The sequence below is a fragment of the Rhodohalobacter mucosus genome (assembly GCF_003150675.1).
In the GTDB taxonomy this organism is placed as follows: Bacteria; Bacteroidota; Rhodothermia; order Balneolales; family Balneolaceae; genus Rhodohalobacter; species Rhodohalobacter mucosus.
Map to the genome: position 1 here is coordinate 177076 of NZ_QGGB01000005.1, position 25705 is coordinate 202780.

Annotated in this window: 22 protein-coding genes; 15 read left to right on the forward strand and 7 right to left on the reverse strand. The window is 49.3% G+C overall.

Annotated features, from left to right (window positions below; translation table 11 throughout):
- Nucleotides 1–11: 11 nt before the first annotated feature.
- The 8 genes from DDZ15_RS06335 (at nucleotide 12) to DDZ15_RS06370 (ending at nucleotide 10167) form a co-directional block, all read left to right on the forward strand.
- Entirely contained in the window at nucleotides 12–1190 is a 1179-nt protein-coding gene (locus tag DDZ15_RS06335) for a hypothetical protein (protein ID WP_109646236.1), read from the forward strand.
- A gap of 165 nt (nucleotides 1191–1355) precedes the next feature.
- Nucleotides 1356–3863 (forward strand): efflux RND transporter permease subunit, encoded by a 2508-nt coding sequence (locus tag DDZ15_RS06340; RefSeq protein ID WP_109646237.1) that lies wholly within the window; start codon nucleotides 1356–1358, stop codon nucleotides 3861–3863.
- 229 nt (nucleotides 3864–4092) lie between these two features.
- The gene (gene recO, locus DDZ15_RS06345; protein WP_109646238.1) at nucleotides 4093–4845 is read left to right on the forward strand and encodes a DNA repair protein RecO; all 753 of its coding nucleotides are present in this window, start codon (nucleotides 4093–4095) and stop codon (nucleotides 4843–4845) included.
- Between the two features lies 1 nt (nucleotide 4846).
- Nucleotides 4847–6403: a trypsin-like peptidase domain-containing protein gene (locus tag DDZ15_RS06350; RefSeq protein ID WP_109646239.1), complete on the forward strand. Its 1557-nt coding sequence runs from the start codon at nucleotides 4847–4849 to the stop codon at nucleotides 6401–6403.
- 20 nt (nucleotides 6404–6423) lie between these two features.
- Nucleotides 6424–6960, forward strand: coding sequence for a hypothetical protein (locus DDZ15_RS06355; RefSeq protein WP_146198529.1), 537 nt, complete (start codon nucleotides 6424–6426; stop codon nucleotides 6958–6960).
- A 57-nt stretch (nucleotides 6961–7017) separates the two neighbouring features.
- Nucleotides 7018–7458 carry a peptidylprolyl isomerase gene (locus DDZ15_RS06360; protein ID WP_109646241.1) on the forward strand — a complete coding sequence of 147 codons (441 nt, stop codon included), beginning with the start codon at nucleotides 7018–7020 and terminating at the stop codon, nucleotides 7456–7458.
- A gap of 187 nt (nucleotides 7459–7645) precedes the next feature.
- Nucleotides 7646–9379 carry a GMC oxidoreductase gene (locus DDZ15_RS06365; protein WP_109646242.1) on the forward strand — a complete coding sequence of 578 codons (1734 nt, stop codon included), beginning with the start codon at nucleotides 7646–7648 and terminating at the stop codon, nucleotides 9377–9379.
- A gap of 71 nt (nucleotides 9380–9450) precedes the next feature.
- On the forward strand, nucleotides 9451–10167 hold the full coding sequence (locus DDZ15_RS06370) for a gluconate 2-dehydrogenase subunit 3 family protein (protein WP_109646243.1): 717 nt from the start codon (nucleotides 9451–9453) through the stop codon (nucleotides 10165–10167).
- Between the two features lie 49 nt (nucleotides 10168–10216).
- On the opposite strand, the gene DDZ15_RS06375 is transcribed toward DDZ15_RS06370, so the two are convergent.
- Nucleotides 10217–10723, reverse strand: a complete 507-nt coding sequence (locus DDZ15_RS06375) for a CIA30 family protein (protein WP_109646244.1) — start codon at nucleotides 10721–10723, stop codon at nucleotides 10217–10219.
- A gap of 92 nt (nucleotides 10724–10815) precedes the next feature.
- The gene (locus DDZ15_RS06380; RefSeq protein WP_109646245.1) at nucleotides 10816–13161 is read right to left on the reverse strand and encodes a transglycosylase domain-containing protein; all 2346 of its coding nucleotides are present in this window, start codon (nucleotides 13159–13161) and stop codon (nucleotides 10816–10818) included.
- Nucleotides 13162–13404: 243 nt separating this feature from the next.
- Between DDZ15_RS06380 and egtB the strand changes: the two genes are divergently transcribed.
- Complete coding sequence (gene egtB, locus DDZ15_RS06385; RefSeq protein ID WP_109646246.1) at nucleotides 13405–14715, forward strand: ergothioneine biosynthesis protein EgtB; 1311 nt, start codon at nucleotides 13405–13407, stop codon at nucleotides 14713–14715.
- A 47-nt stretch (nucleotides 14716–14762) separates the two neighbouring features.
- Nucleotides 14763–15698 (forward strand): L-histidine N(alpha)-methyltransferase, encoded by a 936-nt coding sequence (egtD, locus tag DDZ15_RS06390; RefSeq protein ID WP_109646247.1) that lies wholly within the window; start codon nucleotides 14763–14765, stop codon nucleotides 15696–15698.
- 23 nt (nucleotides 15699–15721) lie between these two features.
- On the opposite strand, the gene DDZ15_RS06395 is transcribed toward egtD, so the two are convergent.
- The gene (locus tag DDZ15_RS06395) at nucleotides 15722–16435 is read right to left on the reverse strand and encodes a flavodoxin family protein (RefSeq protein ID WP_109646248.1); all 714 of its coding nucleotides are present in this window, start codon (nucleotides 16433–16435) and stop codon (nucleotides 15722–15724) included.
- Between the two features lie 177 nt (nucleotides 16436–16612).
- Nucleotides 16613–18163, reverse strand: coding sequence for an amidase (locus DDZ15_RS06400; protein ID WP_109646249.1), 1551 nt, complete (start codon nucleotides 18161–18163; stop codon nucleotides 16613–16615).
- Nucleotides 18164–18370: 207 nt separating this feature from the next.
- On the opposite strand from DDZ15_RS06400, the gene DDZ15_RS06405 reads away from it, so the two are divergent.
- Together DDZ15_RS06405 and DDZ15_RS06410 are read left to right on the forward strand one after the other, a co-directional pair.
- On the forward strand, nucleotides 18371–19117 hold the full coding sequence (locus DDZ15_RS06405) for a phenylalanine 4-monooxygenase (protein ID WP_242978906.1): 747 nt from the start codon (nucleotides 18371–18373) through the stop codon (nucleotides 19115–19117).
- A 113-nt stretch (nucleotides 19118–19230) separates the two neighbouring features.
- The gene (locus DDZ15_RS06410; protein WP_109646250.1) at nucleotides 19231–19593 is read left to right on the forward strand and encodes a DUF3127 domain-containing protein; all 363 of its coding nucleotides are present in this window, start codon (nucleotides 19231–19233) and stop codon (nucleotides 19591–19593) included.
- Between the two features lie 93 nt (nucleotides 19594–19686).
- Here the strand turns inward: DDZ15_RS06410 and DDZ15_RS06415 are convergent, their stop codons facing one another.
- From DDZ15_RS06415 to DDZ15_RS06420, 3 genes are all read right to left on the reverse strand, one after another.
- On the reverse strand, nucleotides 19687–20637 hold the full coding sequence (locus DDZ15_RS06415) for a serine hydrolase domain-containing protein (RefSeq protein ID WP_109646251.1): 951 nt from the start codon (nucleotides 20635–20637) through the stop codon (nucleotides 19687–19689).
- Nucleotides 20638–20658: 21 nt separating this feature from the next.
- The gene (locus tag DDZ15_RS16690) at nucleotides 20659–20820 is read right to left on the reverse strand and encodes a hypothetical protein (protein ID WP_158278635.1); all 162 of its coding nucleotides are present in this window, start codon (nucleotides 20818–20820) and stop codon (nucleotides 20659–20661) included.
- 146 nt (nucleotides 20821–20966) lie between these two features.
- Nucleotides 20967–21503, reverse strand: coding sequence for a hypothetical protein (locus DDZ15_RS06420; protein WP_109646252.1), 537 nt, complete (start codon nucleotides 21501–21503; stop codon nucleotides 20967–20969).
- Nucleotides 21504–21686: 183 nt separating this feature from the next.
- Here DDZ15_RS06420 and DDZ15_RS06425 point away from each other — a divergent pair, with 183 nt between their 5' ends.
- From DDZ15_RS06425 to DDZ15_RS06435, 3 genes are all read left to right on the forward strand, one after another.
- Nucleotides 21687–22313, forward strand: coding sequence for a CPBP family intramembrane glutamic endopeptidase (locus tag DDZ15_RS06425; protein ID WP_109646253.1), 627 nt, complete (start codon nucleotides 21687–21689; stop codon nucleotides 22311–22313).
- A 97-nt stretch (nucleotides 22314–22410) separates the two neighbouring features.
- The gene (locus DDZ15_RS06430) at nucleotides 22411–24420 is read left to right on the forward strand and encodes an LVIVD repeat-containing protein (RefSeq protein WP_109646254.1); all 2010 of its coding nucleotides are present in this window, start codon (nucleotides 22411–22413) and stop codon (nucleotides 24418–24420) included.
- A 110-nt stretch (nucleotides 24421–24530) separates the two neighbouring features.
- Nucleotides 24531–25607, forward strand: coding sequence for a YncE family protein (locus tag DDZ15_RS06435; protein ID WP_199222898.1), 1077 nt, complete (start codon nucleotides 24531–24533; stop codon nucleotides 25605–25607).
- Nucleotides 25608–25705 lie beyond the last annotated feature (98 nt).

Below are 25705 nucleotides of genomic sequence, written 5' to 3' on the forward strand. Positions count from 1 at the left end.
CCTATTTTGCAATGAAAATCCTGAAGAGAATACTGTTTGCGGCAGGGACCGTCATCTTATTGCTCGGTGCCTGTACAAACGGGGTGCAAGCCCAGGTACCCGTCTTGATAAAGGATGAAGCTTTTAAAGATCACGCTCGCCAGGCGATAGATTCACTTTACAACAGAAATTCGGAAGCAGCTCTCGATATTCTTTCCCCATGGATGGATCAGTATCCCGATCACCCGATGTGGGATCTTTGGGAGGGAATGCAGTATTGGTGGTATGTACTTCAGGATTTGCCCGGTACAGAATATGATGAAGCGTTTTTTACAAAGATGAAGGAGGCTGATTTTGAAGCGGGCAGGGTGCTCAGAAGATCTCCCGATCACCCCGATGCACTTATTGTCAGGGCCGTTTCGAACGCTTATGCAGCCCGGCACAATTCGAACAGGGAAAACTGGATTACCAGTATGAATCTGGGGAGACGTGCTTTTCAGGCTCATGAGCGTCTGGTGGAGGTTATGCCGGATTTGCCGGACAACGATTTCGCAGAGGGATTAAAAAAGTACTATTCAGCCTATATCCCCGAGAATTATCCGGTAGTACGGGCTGTATCCTGGTTTCTGCCTGAAGGTGATTATGAAGAGGGGCTCAGAATGTTGCGCATTGCATCGGAAAATGGAATTTTCGCGCGTCCCGAGGCATCCTACTTCCTCGGATATATTCTGCTTAACTACGAAAATGAATATGAAGATGCATCCTTTATCTTTAAGGATATTGTGGAATCCTATCCTGATAACGGGTATTACAGGCGGCTCTATGCAAGGTCACTGATACAGATGGACAAGTACAGCGAAGCCCGGGAGTTTGCGCTTGAAACAATCAGTTACTGGGATTCACTGGGACCCCAGGCTGAATTTTATACGGTGCTTCGGGAAGAAATATTTCACTGGCTGGGAAGAGCCTATTATCATACGGGAGAATACCGGCTTGCATTGGAAGCATTTATCACATCCTACCGGGCCGGCCTGGATTTGCCAAATCGCAGAGAGAGGGAGTTCCATACGTTTTCCGCATATTTTGCAGGAAGAACCAACGAACTGCTCAACAATCCGGAATCTGCAAAACGATATTACCTGGCAACACTTGAGCAGAGGGCAGCCGAAGAAGCTATCGACAGGGCAAAGGAGCGACTTGACAGACTGTGAAGGTGAATTGAAAATTGATGGCGGCACGATTACACCCACTCTGCCGTTGAGAGACACATAAACATTCTTCAATGTAAAAATGTTGGTTCTTTCAATGCATGCATCCGAATCTTTCAGCGAAAAATCTTATTTTCAGAGGTTTTTAAAAGCACAGTCAACGTCTTAATGCACAAACTAATCCGGTTTTTCAGGCCAATTGTTCGGTACAATGTGAGCCACCCCTACCTGGTTGTTACTTTTTCTATTATTCTGGCAGCTGTTGCGGCTATTTTTGCTTCCCGTTTAACTGTAGATACGGACATTGCAAACCTGCTTCCCGAATCGAATGAGAATGTGCAGGCACTCCGGGAGCTGGAACAGACTGCAGGCGGTGAAACACCGATGCAGGTTGCAATCAAGTCACCCGATTTTGAGGCCAATATCCGGTTTGCTGAAAGGTTGGTGCAGGAAAGCCTGAATATGGAGTATTCAAGAACGGGCAATCCTTTTTTTAACCGGGCTGATCTCAGGCGGGAAACAGATGTTTTGAAAGATAACGCACTCTACCTGGCTACAATCGAGGAACTTCAGGAGATCGAACGGTATCTGGAGAACGAAATTGAAACGGCTCGCGAGGAAGCCAATCCCTTCCTGGTAGACTTTTTTGATGATTTTGAAGAAGAGGGGGATAGCGATGAGCCGGAGATAGATGACTTCCGGGAAAGTTACGATGAATTTATCCCCTCGGAATACCCTGTAAATGATGACAGCACGCTAGTCGTTTTCGACCTCTACCCGGCCGGTTCAAAAAGCGATATCCGCTACCTGGAAGACCTATTCAGCAGCTATGAGTCATTGGTTGAACGGCTGGACCCTGAATCCTACCACCCGGAGATGGAGGTTCAGTACGGCGGAAGGCTTAAACGGCATCTGAATGAGTTCCAGTCAATAATGAATGATGTTTTCAACAGCTTCGGCCTTGGAATATCGGGCGTTATACTGCTGGTTATGCTCTACTTTTTCATCAAAAAATATCTCAATTATCAGCAGGCAGATGAGAAATACAGAAAGCACTCTTTCCTGGGACACGTTTTAAGAATGCCGGTGCCTGTACTTGTAATTGGCATCCCGCTTCTGATTAGCCTGATGTGGACATTCGGAATCACCTATTTCTACCTTGGCCTTTTGAATACAATGACCTCCGTACTTTTTGTGATCCTGTTCGGGCTTGGCATCGACTACGGTATTCACTATTACGCGCGCTACATTGAGTACAGATCGGACGGTGTGACGATAGAAGACAGCGTGATCGCAGCCTATGAGAAAACCGGATCCGCAATCATCGTTTCAGCGCTTACTACGGCATCGGCACTGTTTGTGCTCATGTTTGCAGACTTCAGGGGATTCTCCGAATTCGGGTTTATTTCGGGCATCGGGATCCTTTTTGCGGTATCCTGCATGCTTTTTATACTGCCTGCACTACTGGTGATTTTTGAACGATGGAACTGGATTCTTCTGAATCCAAAATCAGAGGACTACGAGTCCAGGGCATTAATCAAACGCTACCCGTATGCCCGTACGGTGGTAACGGCAGGGGTTCTGGTGTCGGCGGTTGTACTGTTCTTTTCGACCAACCTCAGGTTTGAATATAACTTCTCGAATCTTGAGCCTACATTTCCCGAATATGAGCAATTCAAAGAGTTTTCAAGCGGAGTGGATGAGAGTACCCGCAGCAATCCTGCATATATCATTGCTGAGAATGATCAGGATGTTTTTCGGCTGCTGGAGGAGATCCGCGAGATAAAAAATGAAAATCCTGACACAATGATTGATGAGGTGGAGGCACTTCAGGAACGATTTCCGCCAAACAACGAGATGGCTCAGGAAAAACTGGGATACATAGCAGAAATCAGGGAGTTGCTTCAAAACGACTTTATCCGGGATCAGCAGGACGAAAATCTGGATATACTCAGAAGAGGTTCACAGACAAAAGAACCGCTGGATGAAAACCGGATACCTGACTATCTGAAAAACCGGTTTATGACCCGCGAAGGGGAGATCGGCCGCTTTGTCATTATATATCCCAAATCGGGTTTGTCGGACGGACTTAAATCGATAGCCTTCAAAGAGGAGGTGGGTGAAGTTGTTCTGGATAACGGCCGTGAGTATCACGCGGCCAGTACATCCATTGTAGCAGCCACCATGCTTGATCTGATGCGCACCGAAAGTCCGTATATGGTTACGGCTACGTTCATCATTGTGTTTCTGTTTATCTGGATATCGTTCGGGCATATCAGGTGGACAATGATTGCCCTGATTCCTCTGATCGTCGGGCTTCTCTGGCTTTTCGGGATACAGCTGCTGTTCGGCCTGAAATTCAATTTTTATAATCTGGTTGTGCTTCCCGCCATTTTGGGAATTGGCTGCGATAACGGGGTACACCTTGCACACAGATACCGTGACGAGGGACGAAAAAGCATGTGGAACGTACTTTCAAGTACGGGGCAGCATATCAGTATCGGTTCGTTTACCACAATGATGGGTTTTGCGGGATTGTTGTTTACAAGTCATCCCGGTCTGCAATCGATAGGAATTATGGCTACAATCGGTATCGGTATGACCCTTCTTTCCGCCCTTACTTTTCTGCCTGCCATGGTGCAGTTTTTGGAAGACCGCGGCTGGATACATGATTAGTTTTGTTTTTTTTAGTGAAAAGGCAAAAGGCAAAAGGAAGACGTCAGAGGTCAAACGTGAGACGGAATATCAGCGATTGGTCCCGATCCCGAAAGCTTTCGGGACGGGAGCGGTTGTAGATCTCTGATTTATTTTCCATTCTGACCGCTGAAGCCTGAAGCCTGAAGCCTGCTGCGTGCAGTTCGCAGTCCCGAGACTTCGGGAAAGCCTGAAGCCTAAACCATGATCCATGATCACGAAAACCGAAGCCATTGTTTTAAGGTCTGTCGACTTTCAGGAGTCGAGCCTGATCGTGACACTTTTTACCCGAAAGCATGGTAAAGTTGCGGTTATTGCAAAGGGAGCAAGGCGTCCAAAAAGTAAACTGGCTGCTTTTTTTGTGCCGGGTCAGATCCTCGAAGCGGTTATTTTTATGAAGGAAACGCGGGAGGTTCAGACACTCTCGGACGTTTCATACCTCCTCAAGCTTGATAATCTTAGGACCGACCTTGAGAAGATGGCGCTTTCCGTTACTGCACTTGAACTTACATCTCAGATCATACACAGCCATGAACCGAATGAAGACCTTTTTCAGCTGCTTGTGAAGATGCTCTCCTGGATCAACGATCGTGAGCATGTATCAAGGATCATGTTTCCCTATCTGCAAATCAGGCTGGCCGATGCGGCGGGGGTCGGGCTTCAGCCGGATACTACAATTTCAAATGATTCGGGAACAGAATCCGGATCAGGGTATATGAACATTGAAAGCGGAACGATTTCTGAAATCGCAGAGGGAAGTGAGTCGATACGGCTTACACCCCTGCAGTTTGCCTTTGTGCGGGAATCGCTGCATTCTATGAATTCAGGTATTTTTACATTAAAATTGTCACAAAGTGAACTAAGTGAGCTCATTGAGTATTTAGACAGATACTTTCGGTACCATTTCGAGGGCACCCGGCCCAGAAAATCGGATGCCATTTTTGAGCAGATACTAAAAAACTAACATGAAGATTCGCGATAAAATACTTTCCGGAATCCTGCTGGTGCTCATCGGAGTGCTTTTGGGTATGATCCTGATGTTTTTCAGACAGGGTACCTTTTCCTTCGACCTTGCTGAAGTGAAGGTGACGGAGGTAAACAGAAGTGAATCTCCAATATGGACGGATGATGAGCTGGAAAAGATTGATGACCGGTTTGTTTTCAAAACGATTGCTAAAACCGTAACCCCGTCGGTTGTTTATATCGAAACACTGATCAATGCGCGCGATCGAAGAGAAATGAGTCCCGGAGAGGAGGAAGATGGTGGAAATTTTTGGGACCGGTATCTTCCGCGAACCCGTACGGTTGGCTCCGGTGTAATTATCACGGCCGACGGATATATTCTCACAAACAATCATGTTATTGAAAGTGCGGTACGGGATGGAATTAATGTTACGCTGGATGATAAGCGTACTTTTGATGCAAGGGTGGTGGGACGAGACCCCAGTACGGACCTGGCCGTGCTTAAAATTGATGCTGAAAACCTTCAGAATGCAGTGATTGGAAACTCAGATCGTCTGGAAGTGGGCGAATGGGTTCTGGCTATTGGCAATCCGTTCAGGCTCAGGTCTACGGTAACGGCAGGAATTGTAAGTGCCCTGAGCCGTGAAGTGCAAATCATAGATGACCTGAGGCGAATCGAAAGCTTTATTCAGACGGATGCGGCCATTAACCGCGGCAACAGCGGGGGTGCCCTGGTGAACACCAGCGGTGAACTGATTGGTATCAATACCGCCATAGCCACTCAGACGGGAAGCTATCAGGGATACGGTTTTGCAGTTCCCAGCAACCTGGCCCTCAAAATCGCGCGCGATATCATTGAATTCGGTGAGGTGAAAAGAGGACTTTTGGGTGTCACCATTGAATCGGTTACGGCAAGTACAGCCCGGAGAGCGGGGCTCAATGAAATTTCGGGCGTTCTTATCATAGATACGGTGGAGGACGGTGCGGCTGCAAAGGCCGGTGTACAATCATCCGATATCATTCTTAAAGTGAACGGTGTGGCGGTGAGTGAATCCAATCAGCTGCAGGAAAAAGTGGCCATGTTCCGTCCCGATGATCAGGTTACATTAACCATCTGGCGAGACCGGGAAGAGCTGGAAACGGATGTTGTGCTTGAAGAGATGCAGCCTATTGTGCAGGAGACGCAGACAATACCCGAAAACAACTTTGATGAAGAACAACTGGGGCCTGAGCCCGAGATGTGGGAAGAAATTCCAGGAGATGAGAACAGCGGCATTGAACAGCAAAGCTTCCGTGAACTTGGATTCAGCATTCGCGCACTTGCCACACCTGAAGATCCGGATCGTTTCAACCTCTATTTGCACCGTGTTCAAAGAGGTTCAGAAGCATGGAACAGAGGACTCAGGGAAGGAGGTGAAATTACGGAAATCAACGGGAATCGGGTTCATACCCTGGATGAAGTTGAAAAAGAGATTACCGATTCATTAAAAAACCATCGATCTTTGACATTCAAAATACGAACCGGTCAGGGTACTGACGGTTATTATCAGTTGTTCTAAATTCAAATAAAATTTTATTCATGAGACGTTTTTCTATCCTAATGTCGGGGATTCTGCTGCTCACACTTTCATCATGTGCAACCACTGATCAGGGAAGAGATGAAGGCGATGCATCTGTTGAAGAAACGGCGGGGACAAATCAACCGTCATGGTACAGTGCTCTCACCACCTCGAAATCGGACTCAGCTTCTTTTACAGGCTTTGCACGAGCTGTTTCTGCCGACAGGGAGGAAGCCCGTGAACTTTCTGAACAGACAGCTATAAAAAATCTGCGTTTTGAAATCGACAGATATGCGGAAGAGATCAGAAGGGAACTAACAGCAGGCGGAGCAAACGGTTCACTTGAAAGCGCTGCGTTTATCAGAAACCTGAGAAATGCCGTGGAGTCAATGCCGGTGGGCGATGCGATGACTGAAACAGAATTTTTCGGTGAGGGATCCGTGGTCCATGCATTCACGCGAGTCTCGATATCGTCACAGGCGGTTATTGACATGCTTTCAGCTCAGATAAATCATGATGATTTTGTTGAGTTACTCAGGCAGAAAGCAGCTTCCTGATTTCAGATTGAAACCGATATATAAAACTAAAAAGTAAAAAACAGATTGATCCGTACCATGAGCAAAGCAACAATCCGAACGGAAAAGGGTGACATGCAGGTGGAATTTTTTGATGACGATGCCCCCGGTACCGTGGCAAATTTTATTAAACTCTCGAAAGATGGATTTTATGACGGATTAACATTCCATCGTGTGATTCCGGAATTTGTAATTCAGGGCGGATGCCCCAAAGGGGACGGCACCGGAGGACCGGGCTACAGCATCGATTGTGAACTCGACGGAGAGAAGCAATACCATGACCGCGGTGTACTGTCGATGGCTCATGCAGGGCGCAATACGGGAGGATCTCAATTTTTTATCTGCTACAATCGCGAAAATACCGCTCATCTCGACAGAAACCATACGGTATTCGGCAAAGTGACGGAGGGGCTCAATATTATTGACGATATCCGCCAGGGAGACAAAATCAACGAGATCGTTATCGCCGACGAGGAGTAACAGCCGCAATGGCCTGCAAAATCGCTATGTGATTCCGTACCTGCCGGAGAGCAAGTGGCTGATAAATTTGAGACAGCCTGAAAACTCCTGTCCGATAGTAAAAAATGGCGCTTTCCATTTTGATCTGTGGGAAAAATAAAACACATTCTGAATGATTGTTTTAAGAATAAGCTAAAATTCATTTGGAATGGAGATTAAGACACAGGGCGACCGGTATGATGTAGTTGTTGTCGGTTCGGGGGCCGGCGGTGGTATGGCCGCAAAAATACTTTCTGAACAGGGACTTTCTGTAGCCGTAGTTGAAGCCGGTGGGGATTATGACCCCGCATTGGATGAATATCGCACACAGCTCCGCTGGCCGTGGGAGTCACCCAGAAGAGGCGCAGGTACCGTTCGTCCGTTTGGAGATTTTGATGCAGCATGGGGAGGCTGGGATATTGACGGGGAGCCCTATACCCGTAAAAACGGCACCGGTTTCGACTGGTTCAGGTCACGCATGGTGGGAGGCCGCACCAATCACTGGGGCCGGATTTCGCTGCGCTTCGGGCCAAAGGATTTCAGGCGAAAAGAGATCGACGGACTGGGCGATAACTGGCCCATCAGTTATGAGGATATCAAGCCCTATTACGACCGTGTTGACAAGCTGATCGGGGTGTTCGGCACCAATGAGGGACTTGAAGATGATCCGGATGGTTTTTTTCTGCCGCCACCCAAGCCAAGGCTTCACGAACTTTATGTAAAAAAAGGTGCCCGGCAGGTCGATATTCCGGTAATCCCGTCGCGGCTGTCCATACTTACGCGTCCCGTAAATAATCGCAGGGGCGCCTGCTTTTTCTGTAATCAGTGTAACCGCGGATGCAATGTGTATGGTGATTTTTCCTCCGGATCCTGTCTGCTGCAACCGGCTATGGAGCGCGGGAAGGTGGATCTTTATACCATGGCGATGGTTCGCGAAGTTACCACGAACGGCAGCGGCGAGGCCACCGGTGTAATCTATATCGACAAGCGCGATATGAAAGAGTACAGAATTGATGCAAGGGCAGTGGCCCTCGGAGCGTCGGCTTGTGAAACGGCACGAATAATGCTGAACTCTAAATCACCTGCGCATCCGAACGGCCTTGCAAACAGCAGCGGTGTAGTGGGCCGGTACCTTCATGATTCAACCGGCGCAGACCGGATGGCGATTCTTCCCGAACTGATTGACCGTGAGCGGTACAACGAGGACGGAGTTGGAGGGCTTCACGTCTATACGCCCTGGTGGCTTGACAACAGTAAACTCGATTTTCCGAGGGGCTACCACCTGGAGTATTGGGGAGGTATGGGAATGCCGATGTACGGAACCGGTTTCGGGATGGATACCATGCGGCAGTACGTACGGGATGAAATGGGCAATCCATCGCCCAATGGCGGTTACGGTGTGGGCCTGATGCGGGATATCCGAAAATTATGGGGCTCAACGGTGGGTATTTCAGGCCGGGGAGAGTGCATTGCGCGCTATGATAATTACTGTGAGATTGATCCCGGCACTGTCGATAAATACGGCATTCCGGTTCTGCGTTTCAACTACACGTGGAGTGATCATGAACGGCAGCAGGCCAGGCATATGCACGATACATTCGAGGAGATCCTTACTGCAATGGGCGGGACGCTTCTGGGTGATAAGCCGGGAGAAGACAGTGATTACGGACTGCATACGCCTGGAAGGATTATTCACGAAGTGGGAACAACCCGCATGGGTGACAATCCCGGCAGTTCGGTTTTGAACAGCTACGGCCAGGCACACGACTGTAAAAACCTGTTTGTTGTGGATGCAGGCTCTTTTGTGTCACAGGCTGACAAGAATCCAACCTGGACCATTCTTGCACTCTCCTGGAGAACATCGGAGTATATTGCCGATGAGATGCGGAAGGGAAATCTTTAATTGACAGCTGATTCTGAAGCCTTTGGATAATGATGGCGAAAGAAATAATCTTTTAAATCAATCAGAAAACGATGGACAGAAGACAACATCTTAAACTGCTGCTTGCCGGTTCGTTTGGTGCCGGATTTCTTATGAGCGGCGGCTGCACCGAGGAGGACCGCAGGACGAGCGAAGAAATTATAAGGAATAACGGGGGAGGTTACGGACGTACCCCTGAAGAAAAGGCCCTGGATGAAAAACTCAGGTCGGAGACCTTTTTTACAGAGGAGGAGATGAAGATGGTGGCGGTTCTGTCCGATATCATTATTCCGGCCGATGGAGACTCAGGAAGCGCAACGGATGCGGGGGTGCCCGACTTTATCGAGTTTATGATGAAAGATTACCCGCCTTTTCAGGTGCCGACGAGGGGAGGACTCATGTGGCTGAACAGTCAGTGCAGAAGCCGCTTCGGATCCGGTTTTCTGGACTGCAGCCAGGATCAGCGAATGGAGGTGATTGACGACATCGCGTGGCCCGACTCCGCATCATCCGATATGGAGTACGGTGTCAGGTTTTTTAACCGAATGAGAAATCTGGCCGCAACCGGCTTTTTCACCAGCGAGATGGGCATACAGTACCTGGGGTATGTCGGCAACCGGCCGGGATTCTGGGACGGTGTGCCTGACAATGTGCTTCGCAAGCATGGACTGAGCTATGACCGTAAAACGCTGGAAGAATGCATTAAGCTGGAGGAGCGCAGCCGCATTGCAGAGTGGGATGAAGACGGCAACCTGCTGAATCGCTCCTGACCGGGATTTACATGAAGTGAGTTCGACAAACTTCTGTATTGAACTCAGGTTAAACGGCTTCGATTTTCTCTATCTCAAGCCTGAAAGGTCCTTCCTGCTTGTCGCTGATCAGGAAACCATACCGCATGATCTGGGATGCATTCAAGGCTGGAGCATCAGGAACGGACCGGCCCCGGAACACAGCACGAAACTCATTGAGGGGTAAATCAACGATTTCCCGGTCACCGTTTTTGGTGTCGAACCGATATTCATAACTCCAGCGATCCGGTTGCCCTGCAGTGCCGGTCTGCAGGCGAAAGCTGTACCTTTTTCCATCCCCCTTAAGGGTTATCCGAATGCTGCGGTATCCGGTCAGGTTCAGGGGTTCGTGATTTTTGACGGAAGCAAACCCGCCATTGTTTTCAAGCGAAACCCTGCCCAGAAATACCGCATGCCCCTCTGCGTTGATCTGGAACCCGCTGTCTGAGCGTCCACCCATCACCGAATCATTGGTTATCTGCCATTTCTGGTGAGCCAGGTTCGAAAAATCGGTAATCAGAAAGTGTGATTGATGCATGATGGATTTGTTCCGTCTGTTATTTCAGAAGCCGTATGCGGTGTGAGAAAGTGCCGAATCGCTGCCTGGGTGGGCACTTTAATGTCATCACTTTACTGGATGCCGAGTGCCCTGCCCAGCCTCCTGAAGAAGCCTCCTTTTTTCTTTGTACTGTCAGAATTCTGTTCTTCTCCTTCGATAATGCGGGGGTCATCGCTGTCACGTCCGGTAAAAAAATCCAGTATGCGATCGCGGAGTCTGTCGTTCTGAAAATCGGGGCACGAAAGGGTAAAGGATGTATTGGTTACGTTCAACGGAAAACGGTTTTCTGCCGCATTCAGTTCGGGATTCTCCGAAAGTCGGTTCAAAAACCCACCCACAACGGGCAGTGCGGTTTGAGAAGCGTAGGCCGGAAATTCCCTGAACCGTACACGGTTGTTCCAGCCGCCTATCCGGGTTCCGAAGACCAGATCGGGCGTGAACCCGACAAACCAGCCGTCGGTAAATTGCTGCGTGGTGCCTGTTTTTCCCGCCAGTGCATGACGGATACCAAACTCTGAACGGAGGGGTTCACCGGTGCCTTCATTTACTGCTTTTTGAAGCATTTGAACCATTGCGCCCGCGGTTTCAGGGGTGATACCCGATATATCCGACTCCCTACTCACAATCTCGGCGGATGTGTTCAGGCTGTCATCCAGAAAATAGATTCGTTCTCCGTCAGAATTCCGGATCTCCTGAATGAATACCGGCTTCGACGGTTGACCGCTATTCAGGAAAGAGGTATATGCAGCCGTGAGTTCCAGCAGCGACACCTCGGCCGTACCCAGCGCTATCGACGGAGCCTCCGGCATGGGTGATCGGATACCCATTGCGGACGCAGTTTGTTGAATATTTTCGACGCCTGTTTCCATGGCAACGTGTACCGCTACGGTATTGATCGACTGCGAGAGAGCGCCCTGTAGTGAATAGCGTCCGCCATACTCCTCCTCATGGTTGCGGGGTGTCCAGCCGTCATAGTCGGCATATTGTGCCAGAACGTTACGCTGATAGTCGCAGGGCTTTCTCCCGTTTTCAAGAGCGGCCGCATAAAGAATCGGTTTAAATGCAGAACCGGGCTGCCTGTGTGCAGTTACCTGATCGTAGGGGAAATGCCGGTGATTGATGCCGCCCGTCCATGCCATCACTCGTCCTGAATAGGGGTGGAGGGCAACAAAACCCGCATTCAGAAATGTAAGATAGTGCTTGAGCTCCTCGTAGGGCGAGATCCGGACATCACGATAGCCGTCCCAGGTAAACAGAGAGGTATTAACAGGCGTATGCAGTATGTCTTCGATTTCCTGATCGGTGAGCCCTTGTGATACCAGTTCCCGGTACTGCCCGGTCTGTTTCCATGCCTGCAGAATGTCGGGGTCGTCCATTCCGAATATGGGGCTCCGGCCGGTTTCCCGGTCCAGAATGGATTGAAGGTACTTCATCCGTTCTGAAATGGCAGCGTCGGCAGCCTGCTGGATTCGCGTATCCAGGGTCGTTACGACCTCCAGGCCATCGCTGGATGCGTTATATGAAGAGTTTTTACTGCCTGAATGAGCGGATAGAATCTCCGTGAGCTCACGGCGGGCCATCTCCAGAAAGTAGGGGGCGATATCATCCGGCTCCCGGTAGCGCGTGTAGTCGGTAACCAGGGGCTGTTCTATCGCGGCTTCCGCCTCTTCGGTGCTGATCATCCCGTACTTCTCCATCTGTCGAAGAACAACATCCCTGCGCTCTTTCGATGATTCCGGATTTCTGTATGGATTGTATGATGTGGTTGCTTTCAGTAATCCGGCCAGCACCGCTGCCTGCCGGAGTGTAAGGTCAGAGGCAGACGTATTAAAAAATCTTCTTGACGCCATCTCAATTCCAAAGGTGTCTTCACCGAATGATACCTTGTTCAGGTAAAGGGTCAGGATCTCTTCTTTTGAAAAGATTGCTTCCATACGGCTTGCAATAATCATTTCACGGATCTTATCCGTAATCAGGAAAAAACCATGGCTGTACTCACGCGGGTAGAGGTTTTTTGCAAGCTGCTGGGTTAGCGTGCTTCCGCCGCCGCTGTCCTGCCCCAGTAAAATGGTTTTAACAAGAACCCTTGCAAGCGCACGATTGTCAATGCCGTTGTGATCGTAAAAACGAACATCCTCAATGGAAAGGAGTGCGTCAACCATTACAGGGCTCACATCCTCAAGCTCTGTATGGATACTGTTCTGTTTGCGGGTAGTGCCGATCTGTTTTCCGTCGGACGAGTAGAAAATCGTGTGCTGCTGCCGGTTGACCTGCTGCAATTCATCTGTGCCTGGCACCGGTCCGAAGAGACCCGTATAGGTGAGAAAAACGATCAGAAACAGGATACCTGAACATGTCGCAATTACAGAGAACCCAAAGTATTTCAGTTTTCTTAAAAAGGGGATTTTTTTTGCCAACTCCTGTCAGATCCTAAATTTTGTGCTTCTTATTCAATCTGTATTGAACCGCCTGATGAGATGTAAGTTCCATAAAAAGGCATCTCTATACAATTCGTTTACAACCATTAGGCAATTAATGTTACTTTCAGGATGATAAGGCTGAATTTGTTATCAAAAATTGATTATAAGAAAGAGATTTAAAACTATACTGCGGAAATTATTGTTTTCTCGAAAAATGGTAAAATATACAGGGTAAATATTATGAAAAGTGATGTTCTCAGTACCACAAAGAAAGACGTTTCAGAAAATAAACAGAGGCTGCTGGAGCGATACGACATAATTCGTTCATTTACCGAAAAACTGACCGAGACCCTTGAAACAGAAGATTTTGTAATTCAGGCTGTTGAAGAAACAAGCCCGGTGAAATGGCATCTGGCACATACAAGCTGGTTTTTTGAGGCGTTTGTTCTGAAAAAAGGGATGCCGGATTATGAATCACTCCATCCTCAGTACGATTACATTTTCAATTCCTATTATGTGCAGACCAGCGACCCTCACTGCAGGGACAAGCGCGGAAATTTATCACGTCCTACGGTAAAGCAGGTTTTTGAGTTCCGTGAGTTCATCAACGATAACATGCACAAGTTCATTGCCGGTCTGGATGAGGAGTCATTCAGGGAGTGGGAGCCGGTTGTTGAAATAGGGCTCAACCACGAACAGCAGCATCAGGAGCTTCTACTGACAGACCTTAAATTTCTGCTCGCTCAAAACCCCCTATATCCCATCTTCCTGGAGAGAACTCGTGATGCTGCAGCCGATCCGGGACCGCTCTCTTGGGTTGAATTCGATGAAGGGATCTATGAAGTAGGCCATCCCGGAGGCCAATTCGGGTATGACAATGAATTTCCGGAGCATAAAAATTATCTCTACCCCTTTGGCATATCGAACCGCCTGGTAACAAACGGTGAGTACCTTGAGTTTATGAACGACGGCGGGTACGGTGAGGTGAAGTGGTGGCTGGATGAAGGTTTTTCTGCAGTTGAGCGCGAAGAGTGGGCCTCACCTTTGTACTGGATTAAACGTAACGGCGAGTGGCATCACTATACGCTCAACGGAGTGGAAAAGCTGGATCTGAATGAACCGGTTACACACATCAGCTATTATGAAGCGGACGCATATGCACGCTGGGCCGGAGTGCGTCTGCCCACGGAGAAAGAGTGGGAAGCTGCATCGAAAAAAGCGGAGTTGAAGGGACACTTTGTTGAAAGCATGAATGTACATCCCGCAGGAATTGCGAAGGGAGTAACAGCCGGCGATGATCTGATCCAGATGTTCGGTGATGCCTGGCAGTGGACTCAAAGTGCCTACTCTGCCTATCCCGGTTACAAGCCTTTTCCGGGCGCTCTGGGAGAGTACAACGGAAAATTTATGGTCAATCAATACGTGCTTCGCGGGGGCTCCTGTGCCACACCCGAATCCCATATTCGCCGCAGTTACCGCAACTTTTTTCACGCCAATGCACGATGGCAGTTTTCAGGAATCCGGCTTGCAAAAGATTTGCATGAAAGCTGATAAGGATTCACGAGAGATGACATGAAATTATACAAATCCGTGTGCCGATGAATGAATCTGAAACTGCAAGCGGGATTGCCGCGGAGGAGATCCTCAAAGGCTTGCAGCGACCGCAGAAAAGTCTGCCCAGCAAATATTTTTATGATGAAAGGGGATCGGAGCTGTTCGAGCAGATATGCAGTTTGCCTGAGTATTATCCAACCCGTACCGAGATATCGATTTTAACATCAAACATGAGTGATATCTCCCGTACAATCGGAAAAGGAATAGATCTGGTTGAATTCGGCAGCGGAAGCAGCCTGAAGACGCGGATGCTCCTGGATCACCTGAAAGATCTGCACGTCTATTATCCGGTTGACATATCGGAAGCATTTCTTATGAAAAGTGCCGATCAGATCCGGTCTGAGTACAAAAATTTAAATGTTATACCCGTTCCCGCCGACTATACGGAACCCTTCAGTTTACCCGGTGATCTGAATGGAGAGCGGACCATCATTTTCTTTCCGGGCTCAACCATCGGGAATTTCCGCCCCGACAGGGCGTCGGGTTTTCTGAAACAGCACAGGCCGCTTATGCTGCCCGGCGGAGGAATACTGATCGGCGTGGACCGCAAAAAGCCGAAAGAGATACTGGAGCGTGCTTACAACGATGAAAAGGGTGTAACTGCAGAATTCAACCTGAATATACTGAATCACCTGAATGATAAGCTGGATGCGGCTTTTGACCCTCGCCTGTTTCGCCATAAAGCGTTTTACAATGAAGAGGAAGGCCGGATAGAGATGCACCTGGTTTGCCGGGCCGATCACGAGGTAGAACTATCAGGCGTTACCGTATCTTTTATGGAAGGAGAATCCATTCATACCGAAAATTCATACAAGTATAGTCCTGATGAGGTAGAAGCACTTTTTGGAGAGGGGTACAGGCTCGAAGCGATGTGGAGTGACCCGGACAAATACTTCAGCGTCTACTATTTCAGGGTCTGAAACCGGGGTGCCTCAATTTTTTGTCAGGGCCAGAGTGATCGCTGGTTCCCATGAGCCGGCAGGCCGCCGCTATCCTTCAGCATTCTTGCAGTATGCATCAGGTTCCAGGTCATAAAGGTGGTATTCCGGTTTGTGAAATCATTCTCCGGACCCCCCGAATTTTCATCCAGGTAGGAGGGACCCGGACCCACTTCACCAATCCAGCCCGCATCCGCCTGGGGTGGGATAGTGTACCCGATATGCTGTAAACCGTAAAGGATGCTCATGGAGCAGTGCTTAACCCCATCCTCATTACCGGTTATGATACATCCACCCGCACGCCCGTAGTAGATATACTGCCCTTTTTTATTCTGTTTGCCCGAAAAGCTGTATAACCGTTCAATCACCATGTTTGCCACGGATGATTTTTCACCGAGCCAGATGGGCGTACCAATCACCAGGATATTGGCATCCAGGATCTCTTTCTGGAGGTCGGGCCATTCATCCTTGTCCCAGCCATGCTCCGTCATATCCGGATAAACTCCGGATGCTATGTCGTAGTCCACAGGCCGGATCATTTTTGCAGCAACCCCGCAGGCTTTCATAATCTGCTGTGAAAGTGACATCAGTCCGGCGGTATTCGACACTTCCGGGGACTTTTTCAGGGTGCAGTTCAAAAAAAGTGCCTTCAGATCGGAAAAATCCGTCTCATTCTCTTCGATCCATTGTTTCTGAATAGAATTGAGGGTGTGTTTCATACCAGGTGATTTTTGATGAACAATTTCTTGTCAAGAAATGAAAAATCGAGGGTGATCGTGTCACGTCTTTATAACATAAGGTGTCACCGTCCTGGATTCCGGCAGGCCCTTAATGTGAAGCAGACGAAATACCCCCTTCCGATTTGAAAGGGGGTGGATATTGACTGCCAGAACCGCTTAGAGTTCAGGTACCAGGCGGTTATCCGTGGCTTGCTCGAATGCATAAGCGATTTCGAGAAGTACCGGCTCACTCCAGGCGCGTCCAAAGAAGGAGACGCCGACGGGAAGTCCGTCAATATTACCCATGGGAAGGCTGATGATGGGATAGCCCGCGCGGGCGGATGGAGAACTGCTTGAGAGCTGAAAGTTATCACCCAGAATAAGGTCCGTTTTCCAGGCGGGTGATCCTGTAGGCGCCACAATCGCATCCAGATTGTTTTCGTCCATCACTTTATCCATGCCGTTCTCCCTGCTGCCGGAGAGCATATTTTCGAGTGCATTTTGATACTCTTCGGAGTCAAGACCGCCTTTTTCGGCCGCTGTTAAAATCAGGTCACGGTCGAACCGCTCGGTTTCAACCGGTGTATTTCTCGTCAGCTCTGCAAGCTCTTCCATGCTGCTGAGCGGCGCATCCTCTCCCAGTGATGCAAAGTATTCATTCAGTCCGTGTTTGAATTCATAGAGCAGCACCTGGAACGCATCGCCGCCGATGTTGCCTCCTATTTGATCAATTTCCACAATCTCGGCACCCAGCTCTTCGAGCTGTCGGATCGTCTGGTGCATCAGGGTATCAACCCGGAAGTGATTTCCGAGCGGCTGGGTATAAAAACCGATTCGCTTTCCTTCGAGGCCGTTTTCATTCAGAAACTGCGTATAGTCCGTATAGCTGTTGCCTTCGCTGGCGGCCGTTTTGTCGTCTGCGGGATCCACTCCTGTGAGGGCTCCGAGCAGAAGAGCCGCATCACGAACGGTTCGCACCATGGGGCCCGCACTGTCGGTGGTGTAAGAGATCGGTATGATGCCGCTGCGGCTCCAAAGTCCTACGGTTGGCTTCAGGCCAACTATGCCGTTTGCGTTCGATGGACAGACAATGCTGCCGTTGGTTTCCGTACCGATAGTGAGTGTTGCCATGTTTGCGGAGGCTGCCGCTCCGGAGCCTGAACTGGATCCGCAAGGGTTCCTGGTTAGGTCGTAGGGGTTATTGACCTGGCCGCCCAGTCCGCTCCATCCGCTGGATGAAAAGCTGCTGTGGAAATTGGCCCACTCACTCAGGTTGGTTTTACCGATAATAACCGCCCCGTTTTCACGCAGTTTTCGGGCAATATAGGCATCCTCAGGAGGTACAGATCCCTCCATAAACCGCGATCCTGCGGTAGTTGGCATATCGTATGTATTGATATTGTCTTTCAGAAGAATGGGCACACCGTGCAGCGGTCTGCGTATTTCACCGGCCTGGAGTTCGCTGTCGAGAGAATCGGCTATTGCAAGCGCATTCGGATTCACCGTGAGAACGGAATTGAGCCGGTCTTTGTCAAGCGATTCAATTCGGTCGAGATAGGCCCGGGTGACCTGCTGAATAGTGAAGTCGCCGTTTTCATATCCTTCGTGAAGCTGGTCAATGGTAATCTCTTCAAGATTCAGCATCTCATAGAGGCTGTCACGGTCGCCCGTGCACGACACAAGGAGTAAAAGAGATAACAGAAGAGTAGATAGAAGTCTGGTCAACATAATCGGGTCGTTTTATTTGAGTGAGAGAACGGAAGTAAGGGATAATTCGCTACTGTAGCAACCTGTAAAACGGATCGTTCAATGCTTTTCAAATCATGACGACATGTTTACTGCTGCCGGGAAATGAACTCTTTATGGAACTAAAGCATGACATTTTCATTTTGTTAGGTTTTAATTTTATAAAAAATCTATTTCATCAGCGTATATATGAACGATATCAGACAGGACTATTCAGCATACACAAACGAGGATTTCACCGTTTGGCGAACACTTTTCAGCCGGCAGGCCGAGACACTAAAGGGGAGGGCTCATCCGGAATATATGAGCTGCCTTGAAAAACTGGGTGATGTGCTGAATGCTGATAAAATTCCGGACTTTGATGAGCTGAACGAAAAATTGATGGCAGAAAACGGCTGGTCGATCGTGGTTGTGCCGGGACTGATTCCCGTGGACCGGTTTTTCAAACTGCTATCCGAGAAGAAATTCTGTTCTTCCACCTGGCTGCGCAGCATGGATCAGCTCGACTATCTGGAGGAACCGGATATGTTTCACGACATCTTTGGCCATGTTCCTCTCTTAATGAATCCCGAGTATGCAAAATTTGTTGAGGGGTTCGGCCGGCTTGGGGTGGAATACGGACACAATAAAACCGTTGAAAGGCAGCTTCAGAGGCTGTACTGGTTCACCATCGAATTCGGGCTGATAAAACTTAAGGAAAACACTAGGATTTACGGTGCGGGAATCATCTCCTCTTCGGGTGAAACAAAACATATTTTTGAGGATGATATCGACGTGCACTCTTACAATGCAGACCGTGTGCTCCATACCGATTTCATCACCTCCGAAATACAGACCCAATACTTTGAGATAACCTCTTTCGAGGAGCTGTATCTGTCGGTAAGCACGCTCGACAAACAGCTTGGAAAAGAAGTCAGCATTGCGCCTGCCAAATAACGGTTCACCGTTGGCCGGATTCCGGAAATGAAGCTTGAATCCGGCCTACTTCATTCTTATTTACACAGTGCAGTCTATCCGGCTGCTTAACTTTTAAGACAGGCAAGGAATCAATGGATCTGAAAATATCAGGCAAGGTGAAGGAAATACTGGAGATGCAGTCGGGAGAGGGGAAGAACGGTCCCTGGAAGAAGCAGGATTTTATCCTGGAAACCCCCGGTAAATTTCCGCGGCTGGTATGCATCACCCAGTGGGGAGAACAGATTGACAAGAACAACGTACAGGAGGGCGAAACCCTGACGGCATGGATTGACATTCAGAGCCGTGAGTACAAGGGAAGGTGGTATACGGATGTAAAGGCCTGGAAAGTGGAGAGGGGAGACTCATCATCCGGGGCGGCCCCCGAGGGAGGAATGCCGGGTGATGAAAAGGTGATTGACTTCGGAGCCTATGATGACGATGACCCGCCTTTTTAAACCACTCATTTAATTATGCGTGTATTTGAGATGAAGGATTGATTCAAGAGGCAAGGATTCTTTAATACAATCTGTTATCGCACTCACCCAGATTTATTGATCCGTATCGCTTAGAGATCCCATCAGGTCAAAGCCGAGCCGGTCAATTTCAGCTGCCTCTGAATGGCCGGCCGAGATGTTTGACAGCACGATAACGCCGCGGTTGTTTTCGGGGCTGATAACCATGATTGTTCTGTAGCCGCCGGTGCCCCCATTGTGCCAGTACCAGCGGTCTCCCGAGCTGCGCGTGCTGATAATCCAGCCCATGGCTATTTCCAGGTTCTCTTCCTCATTGCTGAAGGTGGTTTGCCTTTCCAGAGCGTACACCTCATTGGAGGGGTCAAAATTGGCGAGGGCGAAGCGGGACAGATCATGCGCCGTAGAATAGATTGCACCGGCCCCTTGCAGTACGTTCAGGTCCCAGTTGGATGTTTCGCGGCCGCGTTTATCCAGGCCCGGAACGAGATACTGCTGAATACCTTCCTGAACTGTTGTCGAACGGGTCATGCCTAAAGGGCGGAAAATATGACGGTTCAGGAGCTCTTCATAGGATGCTCCCTCAGCTTGTTCAAGAGCGTAGCCCAATAGTCCGGCGCCCAGATTTGAGTAGGCATGCTCTTCACCGGGTTCATACTCCAGCTCTACATCTTCTCTCAGGTAGGTTATCAGGTCTTCTTCACCAAAATAGGCGTACGGGTTACTTGTGTTCAGCAGCATATTCCAGATAAATCCGGGCGGTAACCTGGGCAGTCCCGAAGTGTGATTAGACAGTTGCATAAACGTAAATTCCGCACTGTCTTTCATCTCCGTTTCAAGATAGTTTCTAATGGGCTCATCCGGATTTATACCTCCTTCAACACTTGCATGTGCCAGCAGAGTGGAGGTGAATACTTTGGAAATGGAGCCTATTTCAAAAACGCTCTCAGAATTGCTCATATTTTTGAGGGTGTCGGCAGTGCGGATTGCTCCGTAGTATCGGGCTGTGGAGTCATCTATGATCGCAATGGCAAATTGCGTGTTATTCGGTTAGAGTGACAGAGCATCGCCTATGCGTTCAGCCTGATCTGAGGTTACAACTTCATCAGCCGAAAGCGAGTAGACAGCTTTTTCGGGAGCACTGATTGAAGAGCATCCTGTAAATAGAACCAGGCACATTGTGCTGAACAGAAGAAGGAGTCGAATGTGCATTGGTTTACTAAATTATTTTAGATTTATGCCTGTAATCTAAAGAATCAGCAGGATAGTTCAAGGTTTTAAACAACTCCAAAACAGATAATAAGTGACGGTAAGGGGGTGGGCCTCCGGGAAAGTCACATTACAAAATGCCTGTCCTTTCAGGGCATGTGCCGTTCAGCCTCCGCAACAAACCTGCGTGCATCCCGCCTGCGGAAGTCTTCCATAACCTTTCGGTCATTCACTTCCATTTCGCCAAAGAGGTCTTTGCCGTCCAGGTCTTTAATCACAAGCCGCCCCTCAGCGATATATACATCACTTATTTCGGTAAAAGGTATGGCAATTGCACGGTCGAGCATGGTTCTCACGCCGCTGCTCACCATCGATTTAATGACGGTGGCAAAATGGGAGTCATCCGGTTCTTTGCTGGTCTCAGCATCCAGTTCTTCCCGCAAGTTGGTCATAAACGAATCGCTGAACTGAATAACAATACTCTTTTCTGCGATCATAAAATCAATGGAGCCCTCGCGGGTCGTCATGGCATAATCCGTGTCGGAATGGGCCATTCGATCGACAAGCTCGGCATCTTCTCCGTAATTGTCTTCACTGAATACAACACCCTGTGCCCTGGGTACAGAAAGGGCGCAGAGAAAAATAATTGGAATAAGAATGGCTGCTCTGGATTTATTTGACTTCATATTCGTAAGGTATAGTTGGTTGACTGTACTTAGATCCGGTCAACTCTACGGAAACCATGGATTACAGTTTCATATATTCAGAATTTTTATTGCAGGGATGAGCATTGGGTCTTGAGATGAAAAACCCGTTTCTTTGGATGCGTAACGCGTATACCAGTTCAACATAACCCGATTTATCTCTATATGGAGGATAGCGGCGACAATAAGCCCGATAAGATGTTTACGGAAGAGGACCTGAACCTGAGCTCCAGGGAGCTGTTGGGAATGTCGCTTGGGTCTATGGTTCTCTACCTGTTTATAGCCACGCTTCTATACTATTTTGTTATCGGAGAGAGCCTTTTGTCTGTCTTTTTTACCGGGAAACCGATTGTTGAACAGCTGCTTACGGGATTGGGTGCGGGTGTGGCCTCCGCGCTTGTCATTCTTTTCTTCTCTACGCGTCCGCCCATGAGTAAAGTGCTCGACGACTTTATGATATTCAGAATTATTTCACGTGCAGAATTTACCCTTTTCGACAAGGTTCAGATCTCCCTTTTCGCCGGTGCGGGAGAGGAAATCCTGTTCAGGGGCACCATTCAGCCGCTGATCGGTATCTGGCTCACCTCCGTGCTCTTCATCGCCATTCACGGGTACATCAGTATCAAATCGGCCGGACATATTTTGTTTACGGTGCTCCTGCTCGGGCTCAGCGTGATGCTCGGTTTTCTGTTTGAGCTTTCGGGTATTGTAGCGGCCATGACGGCGCATGCGGTTTATGACCTGGTGATGCTTTTCTGGGCCGGGAAACGACAGGAACAGATTTCCGGGTAGAGAAGGCCGGTACGCTTTGTGTTGTCTTTATCCTCAGATTCTGTTAATTATATACCGTCCTGTTTGAGGCTCCGACTTTCAACCTAACTTATCTCTTATGCGAAAGCTGATCAGATCCCTATTCATTCTTATTCCTGGTATTCTTGCCGTACCAACTCTCTTGTGGGCGCAAACCGCGACCGTTACCGTCACGCCTGCCGAGCTGAGGCTGGATGTGGGAGAAAAAGTACAGCTCACGGCTCAGATCACCGATGAAAACGGCAATCCGGTTGACGGAGAAATCCGTTTCTTTTCCCGCGCACGCCGCGACATGCCGGTGAGCAGATCGGGCGAAGCGACGGCGATGAAGCCCGGTTCCTACACACTCTTTGCACTTTATATTGATGAAGAGGGGAACAGAGTGCAGCAGGAGGTTCCGGTTGTAGTTGCCTATCCGCCTCTCGACAGAATTGAAATTACCAATGCACCCGAACAGATCTACACAGGGGAGTCGCTCAGGCTTCATCACAAGGTTCTGGATGAAGCAGGGCTGACCCGTGATGATGTGGATGTCACATTCGCCGTGAATAACGGAAACCGTGCGGAAATATCTCAATTCGGCCATTTCAGGGCTCTACAGCCTGGTAATGTCACTGTAAGCGTCTCGGCAGAAGGTATTGAAACAACAAAAAGGATTACCATACGGCCCAATCCGGTACGAAGTGTTGAGATAGGGAATAATGTTCTTGAGGCAAGAACCGGGGACGTGTTGCACGTGAACGCTGTTGCGATGGATGGAAACGGCCGGCCGGTGGAGGATGCCAGAATCAGCTACTCCTTTCTTGCGGAGCCCGACGACCAGCTGGGTGAGGGAGCCACGGCACAAATCGATCAGAAAGGAAGGTTTGTGGCAAACAAACCCGGCTTCTATACACTGGTAGCCAAAAACGGAAATACGGTAGAACAACAGCAGGTCAGAATCAATCCGCGGAATGTGTCGCGCGATATCGAACTGGTGGGCCATGCGCTGGTGGCAAACGTCCATACCTCAGATCTATGGATATGGGAAGGCGTGGACGGCCGCGATTATGCCATTACGGGCACATGGGGAGGAAACGGGGAGGCCTATTTCTGGGAAGTTACAAACCCTGCCAATATCATCCCGACCGATACGGTTACCGTGGATGCCAGAACGGTGAATGATGTAAAAATCTCCGAAGACGGGCGGCTTGCGGTAATCACCCGCGAGGGCGCCTCAAACCGGAGAAACGGTATCGTTATTCTGGACGTGACCAATCCCCGTGACGTATCCGTTATTACGGAATATACCGATGAATTAACGGGCGGCGTTCACAACGCGTTTATTTATGAAGATCACGTTTACGCGGTAAACAACGGCACGCGGTATGATATTATCAACATCGAGGATCCCTCAAACCCATACCGGGTGAGCAGGTTTGAACTCGATACCCCGGGGCACTCCATTCACGATGTCTGGATTGAAAACGGCATGGCTTATTCCTCGAACTGGAGCGACGGGATTGTTGTCGCCGATGTGGGAAGCAACGCAAATGCTTTGTCGCCGGAAGGTGTGGAGCTGGGCCTTGGCTCTCCTTCAAATCCCGTGGAGCTTGCGCGGTACTCCTACCCGAGCGGATGGAACCACGCGGCGTTTCCTTTCAAGAGTCAGTCAACAGGCGATTTTTACGTGATAGCGGGTGATGAGGCATTTCCCAACGGACTCTATACGGAGGATCGTCCCACCATTCCTGCCGGATGGATCCATTTCATCAAATTTGATGACTGGGACAACCCCGAAGAGGTGGCAAGCTACCGTGTTCCGGAAGCGGGAACTCACAACTTCTGGGTGGAGGACGATATACTATATATTGCCTATTACAACGGAGGGCTCAGGGTGGTAGATATTTCCGGTGAACTGATGGGAGACCTGTATGCACAAGGCCGCGAAATAGCACACTATGTAACGACCCACCATGAGGGACATATTCCCAATGCGGCCATGGCCTGGGGTCCGCAGCCGTACAAAGGGCATATTTTTGTGTCGGACTGGAATTCAGGCCTGTGGGCGTTCAAGCTTACAGAAGAGCAAAATGAGGAAGTGAATTAAGCGATAGTTGAAAGATGGAAAAAGTCACTGAATTGCGCCCGGGCAGGAAACCCTTTTTAATTTGCGTTAAATGCAATGGACTGGTGCTAATGGCGGCATCTGTGCTTCTTATGTTTTCTGCTGAGGCATTCGGACAGTCCTATTCCTTTTACGTAGCTTCGGAATCGGAAGATCAGGTATCGCTGATCACATTTGATGCGAACGAGGCAAAGGCAGCTATAGATAAGGTGATTACCGTGGGTGAGTTTCCAACCGAAACGGAGGGCCCGCACGGGCTTGGAGTGGATCCGTCGGGTGATTACTGGTATGTGAGCATGGGGCACGGCATGCCCTACGGACATCTCTACAAATACGAAACAGGCACAGACCGGTTGATTACACGGACCGAACTGGGGATGTTCCCGGCTTCCCTGGATGTATCGGAACAAACCGGCTGGGTGTACGTTGTGAATTTCAACCTTCACGGCGATCATGTTCCAAGCTCCCTTTCGGTAGTTGACGGGGAGAGCATGGCCGAGATTGAACGGATTGAAACGGGCATCATGCCGCACGGCAGCCGGCTCTCGCCGGACGGTACCCGTCAGTACCACACATCCATGATGACGGATGAGCTTTTTGAGATGGACGCATTCGGGCTTGCTGTAAACCGTGTACTGAATCTGAACGGGGAGGAACAACGGAATCACGCTTCAGCTGCAATGGAAATGGATCATTCCGGTCACCCCATGATGTCCGAACCTGTAGTGAAACCGACCTGGGCATCACCAAGCCCGAACAGACCCGAAGTGTATGTTGCGGGCAACGGAAACGACAGGATCTATGTAGTGAATACGGACAGCTGGGCTGTGGAACGTGTTCTGGAGTCGCCGGGCCGGGGCCCGTACAACCTGGAACCCACACCTGACGGAAAAAAGCTGGTTGTATCGTACAAGGGAGAGGGTGCTACGGGAATCTGGGATATTGAAACGGGAGAGCAGCTTGCCAAAATCAAAAACAGCCGCATGGTAACACACGGAGTTGTGATATCCCCCGATAACCGCTATGCATTTATCAGTGTGGAAGGGATTGGGGGCGAGCCCGGCTCCGTCGATATCATTGACCTGGAAACCCATGAACTGGTAGATGTAGTTGAAGTGGGCAAGCAGGCCGGCGGCATCGCTTTCTGGAAATTAGAAACCAATAACTGAATCCATTCCGTACGGATTTGTTCCTGTCAGGCACCGCTTTTCTTGTCTGACTACCCATAAAATAGAGCTTTTCCCCGGCAGGGGAGCTTATCTGTATA

Coding starts and splice junctions, on each gene's coding strand:
- DDZ15_RS06350 (WP_109646239.1), top strand. CDS start 4,847: ATGAAGATTCGCGATAAAATACTTTCCGGAATCCTGCTGGTGCTCATC.
- egtB (WP_109646246.1), top strand. CDS start 13,405: ATGAAAAGTGATGTTCTCAGTACCACAAAGAAAGACGTTTCAGAAAAT.
- DDZ15_RS06340 (WP_109646237.1), top strand. CDS start 1,356: ATGCACAAACTAATCCGGTTTTTCAGGCCAATTGTTCGGTACAATGTG.
- recO (WP_109646238.1), top strand. CDS start 4,093: ATGATCACGAAAACCGAAGCCATTGTTTTAAGGTCTGTCGACTTTCAG.
- DDZ15_RS06435 (WP_199222898.1), top strand. CDS start 24,531: ATGTTTTCTGCTGAGGCATTCGGACAGTCCTATTCCTTTTACGTAGCT.
- DDZ15_RS06370 (WP_109646243.1), top strand. CDS start 9,451: ATGGACAGAAGACAACATCTTAAACTGCTGCTTGCCGGTTCGTTTGGT.
- DDZ15_RS06420 (WP_109646252.1), bottom strand. CDS start 21,503: ATGAAGTCAAATAAATCCAGAGCAGCCATTCTTATTCCAATTATTTTT.
- DDZ15_RS06400 (WP_109646249.1), bottom strand. CDS start 18,163: ATGTTGACCAGACTTCTATCTACTCTTCTGTTATCTCTTTTACTCCTT.
- DDZ15_RS06405 (WP_242978906.1), top strand. CDS start 18,371: ATGAACGATATCAGACAGGACTATTCAGCATACACAAACGAGGATTTC.
- DDZ15_RS06375 (WP_109646244.1), bottom strand. CDS start 10,723: ATGCATCAATCACACTTTCTGATTACCGATTTTTCGAACCTGGCTCAC.
- DDZ15_RS06335 (WP_109646236.1), top strand. CDS start 12: ATGAAAATCCTGAAGAGAATACTGTTTGCGGCAGGGACCGTCATCTTA.
- DDZ15_RS06360 (WP_109646241.1), top strand. CDS start 7,018: ATGAGCAAAGCAACAATCCGAACGGAAAAGGGTGACATGCAGGTGGAA.
- DDZ15_RS06410 (WP_109646250.1), top strand. CDS start 19,231: ATGGATCTGAAAATATCAGGCAAGGTGAAGGAAATACTGGAGATGCAG.
- DDZ15_RS06425 (WP_109646253.1), top strand. CDS start 21,687: ATGGAGGATAGCGGCGACAATAAGCCCGATAAGATGTTTACGGAAGAG.
- DDZ15_RS06395 (WP_109646248.1), bottom strand. CDS start 16,435: ATGAAACACACCCTCAATTCTATTCAGAAACAATGGATCGAAGAGAAT.
- DDZ15_RS06430 (WP_109646254.1), top strand. CDS start 22,411: ATGCGAAAGCTGATCAGATCCCTATTCATTCTTATTCCTGGTATTCTT.
- DDZ15_RS06365 (WP_109646242.1), top strand. CDS start 7,646: ATGGAGATTAAGACACAGGGCGACCGGTATGATGTAGTTGTTGTCGGT.
- egtD (WP_109646247.1), top strand. CDS start 14,763: ATGAATGAATCTGAAACTGCAAGCGGGATTGCCGCGGAGGAGATCCTC.
- DDZ15_RS06355 (WP_146198529.1), top strand. CDS start 6,424: ATGAGACGTTTTTCTATCCTAATGTCGGGGATTCTGCTGCTCACACTT.
- DDZ15_RS16690 (WP_158278635.1), bottom strand. CDS start 20,820: ATGCACATTCGACTCCTTCTTCTGTTCAGCACAATGTGCCTGGTTCTA.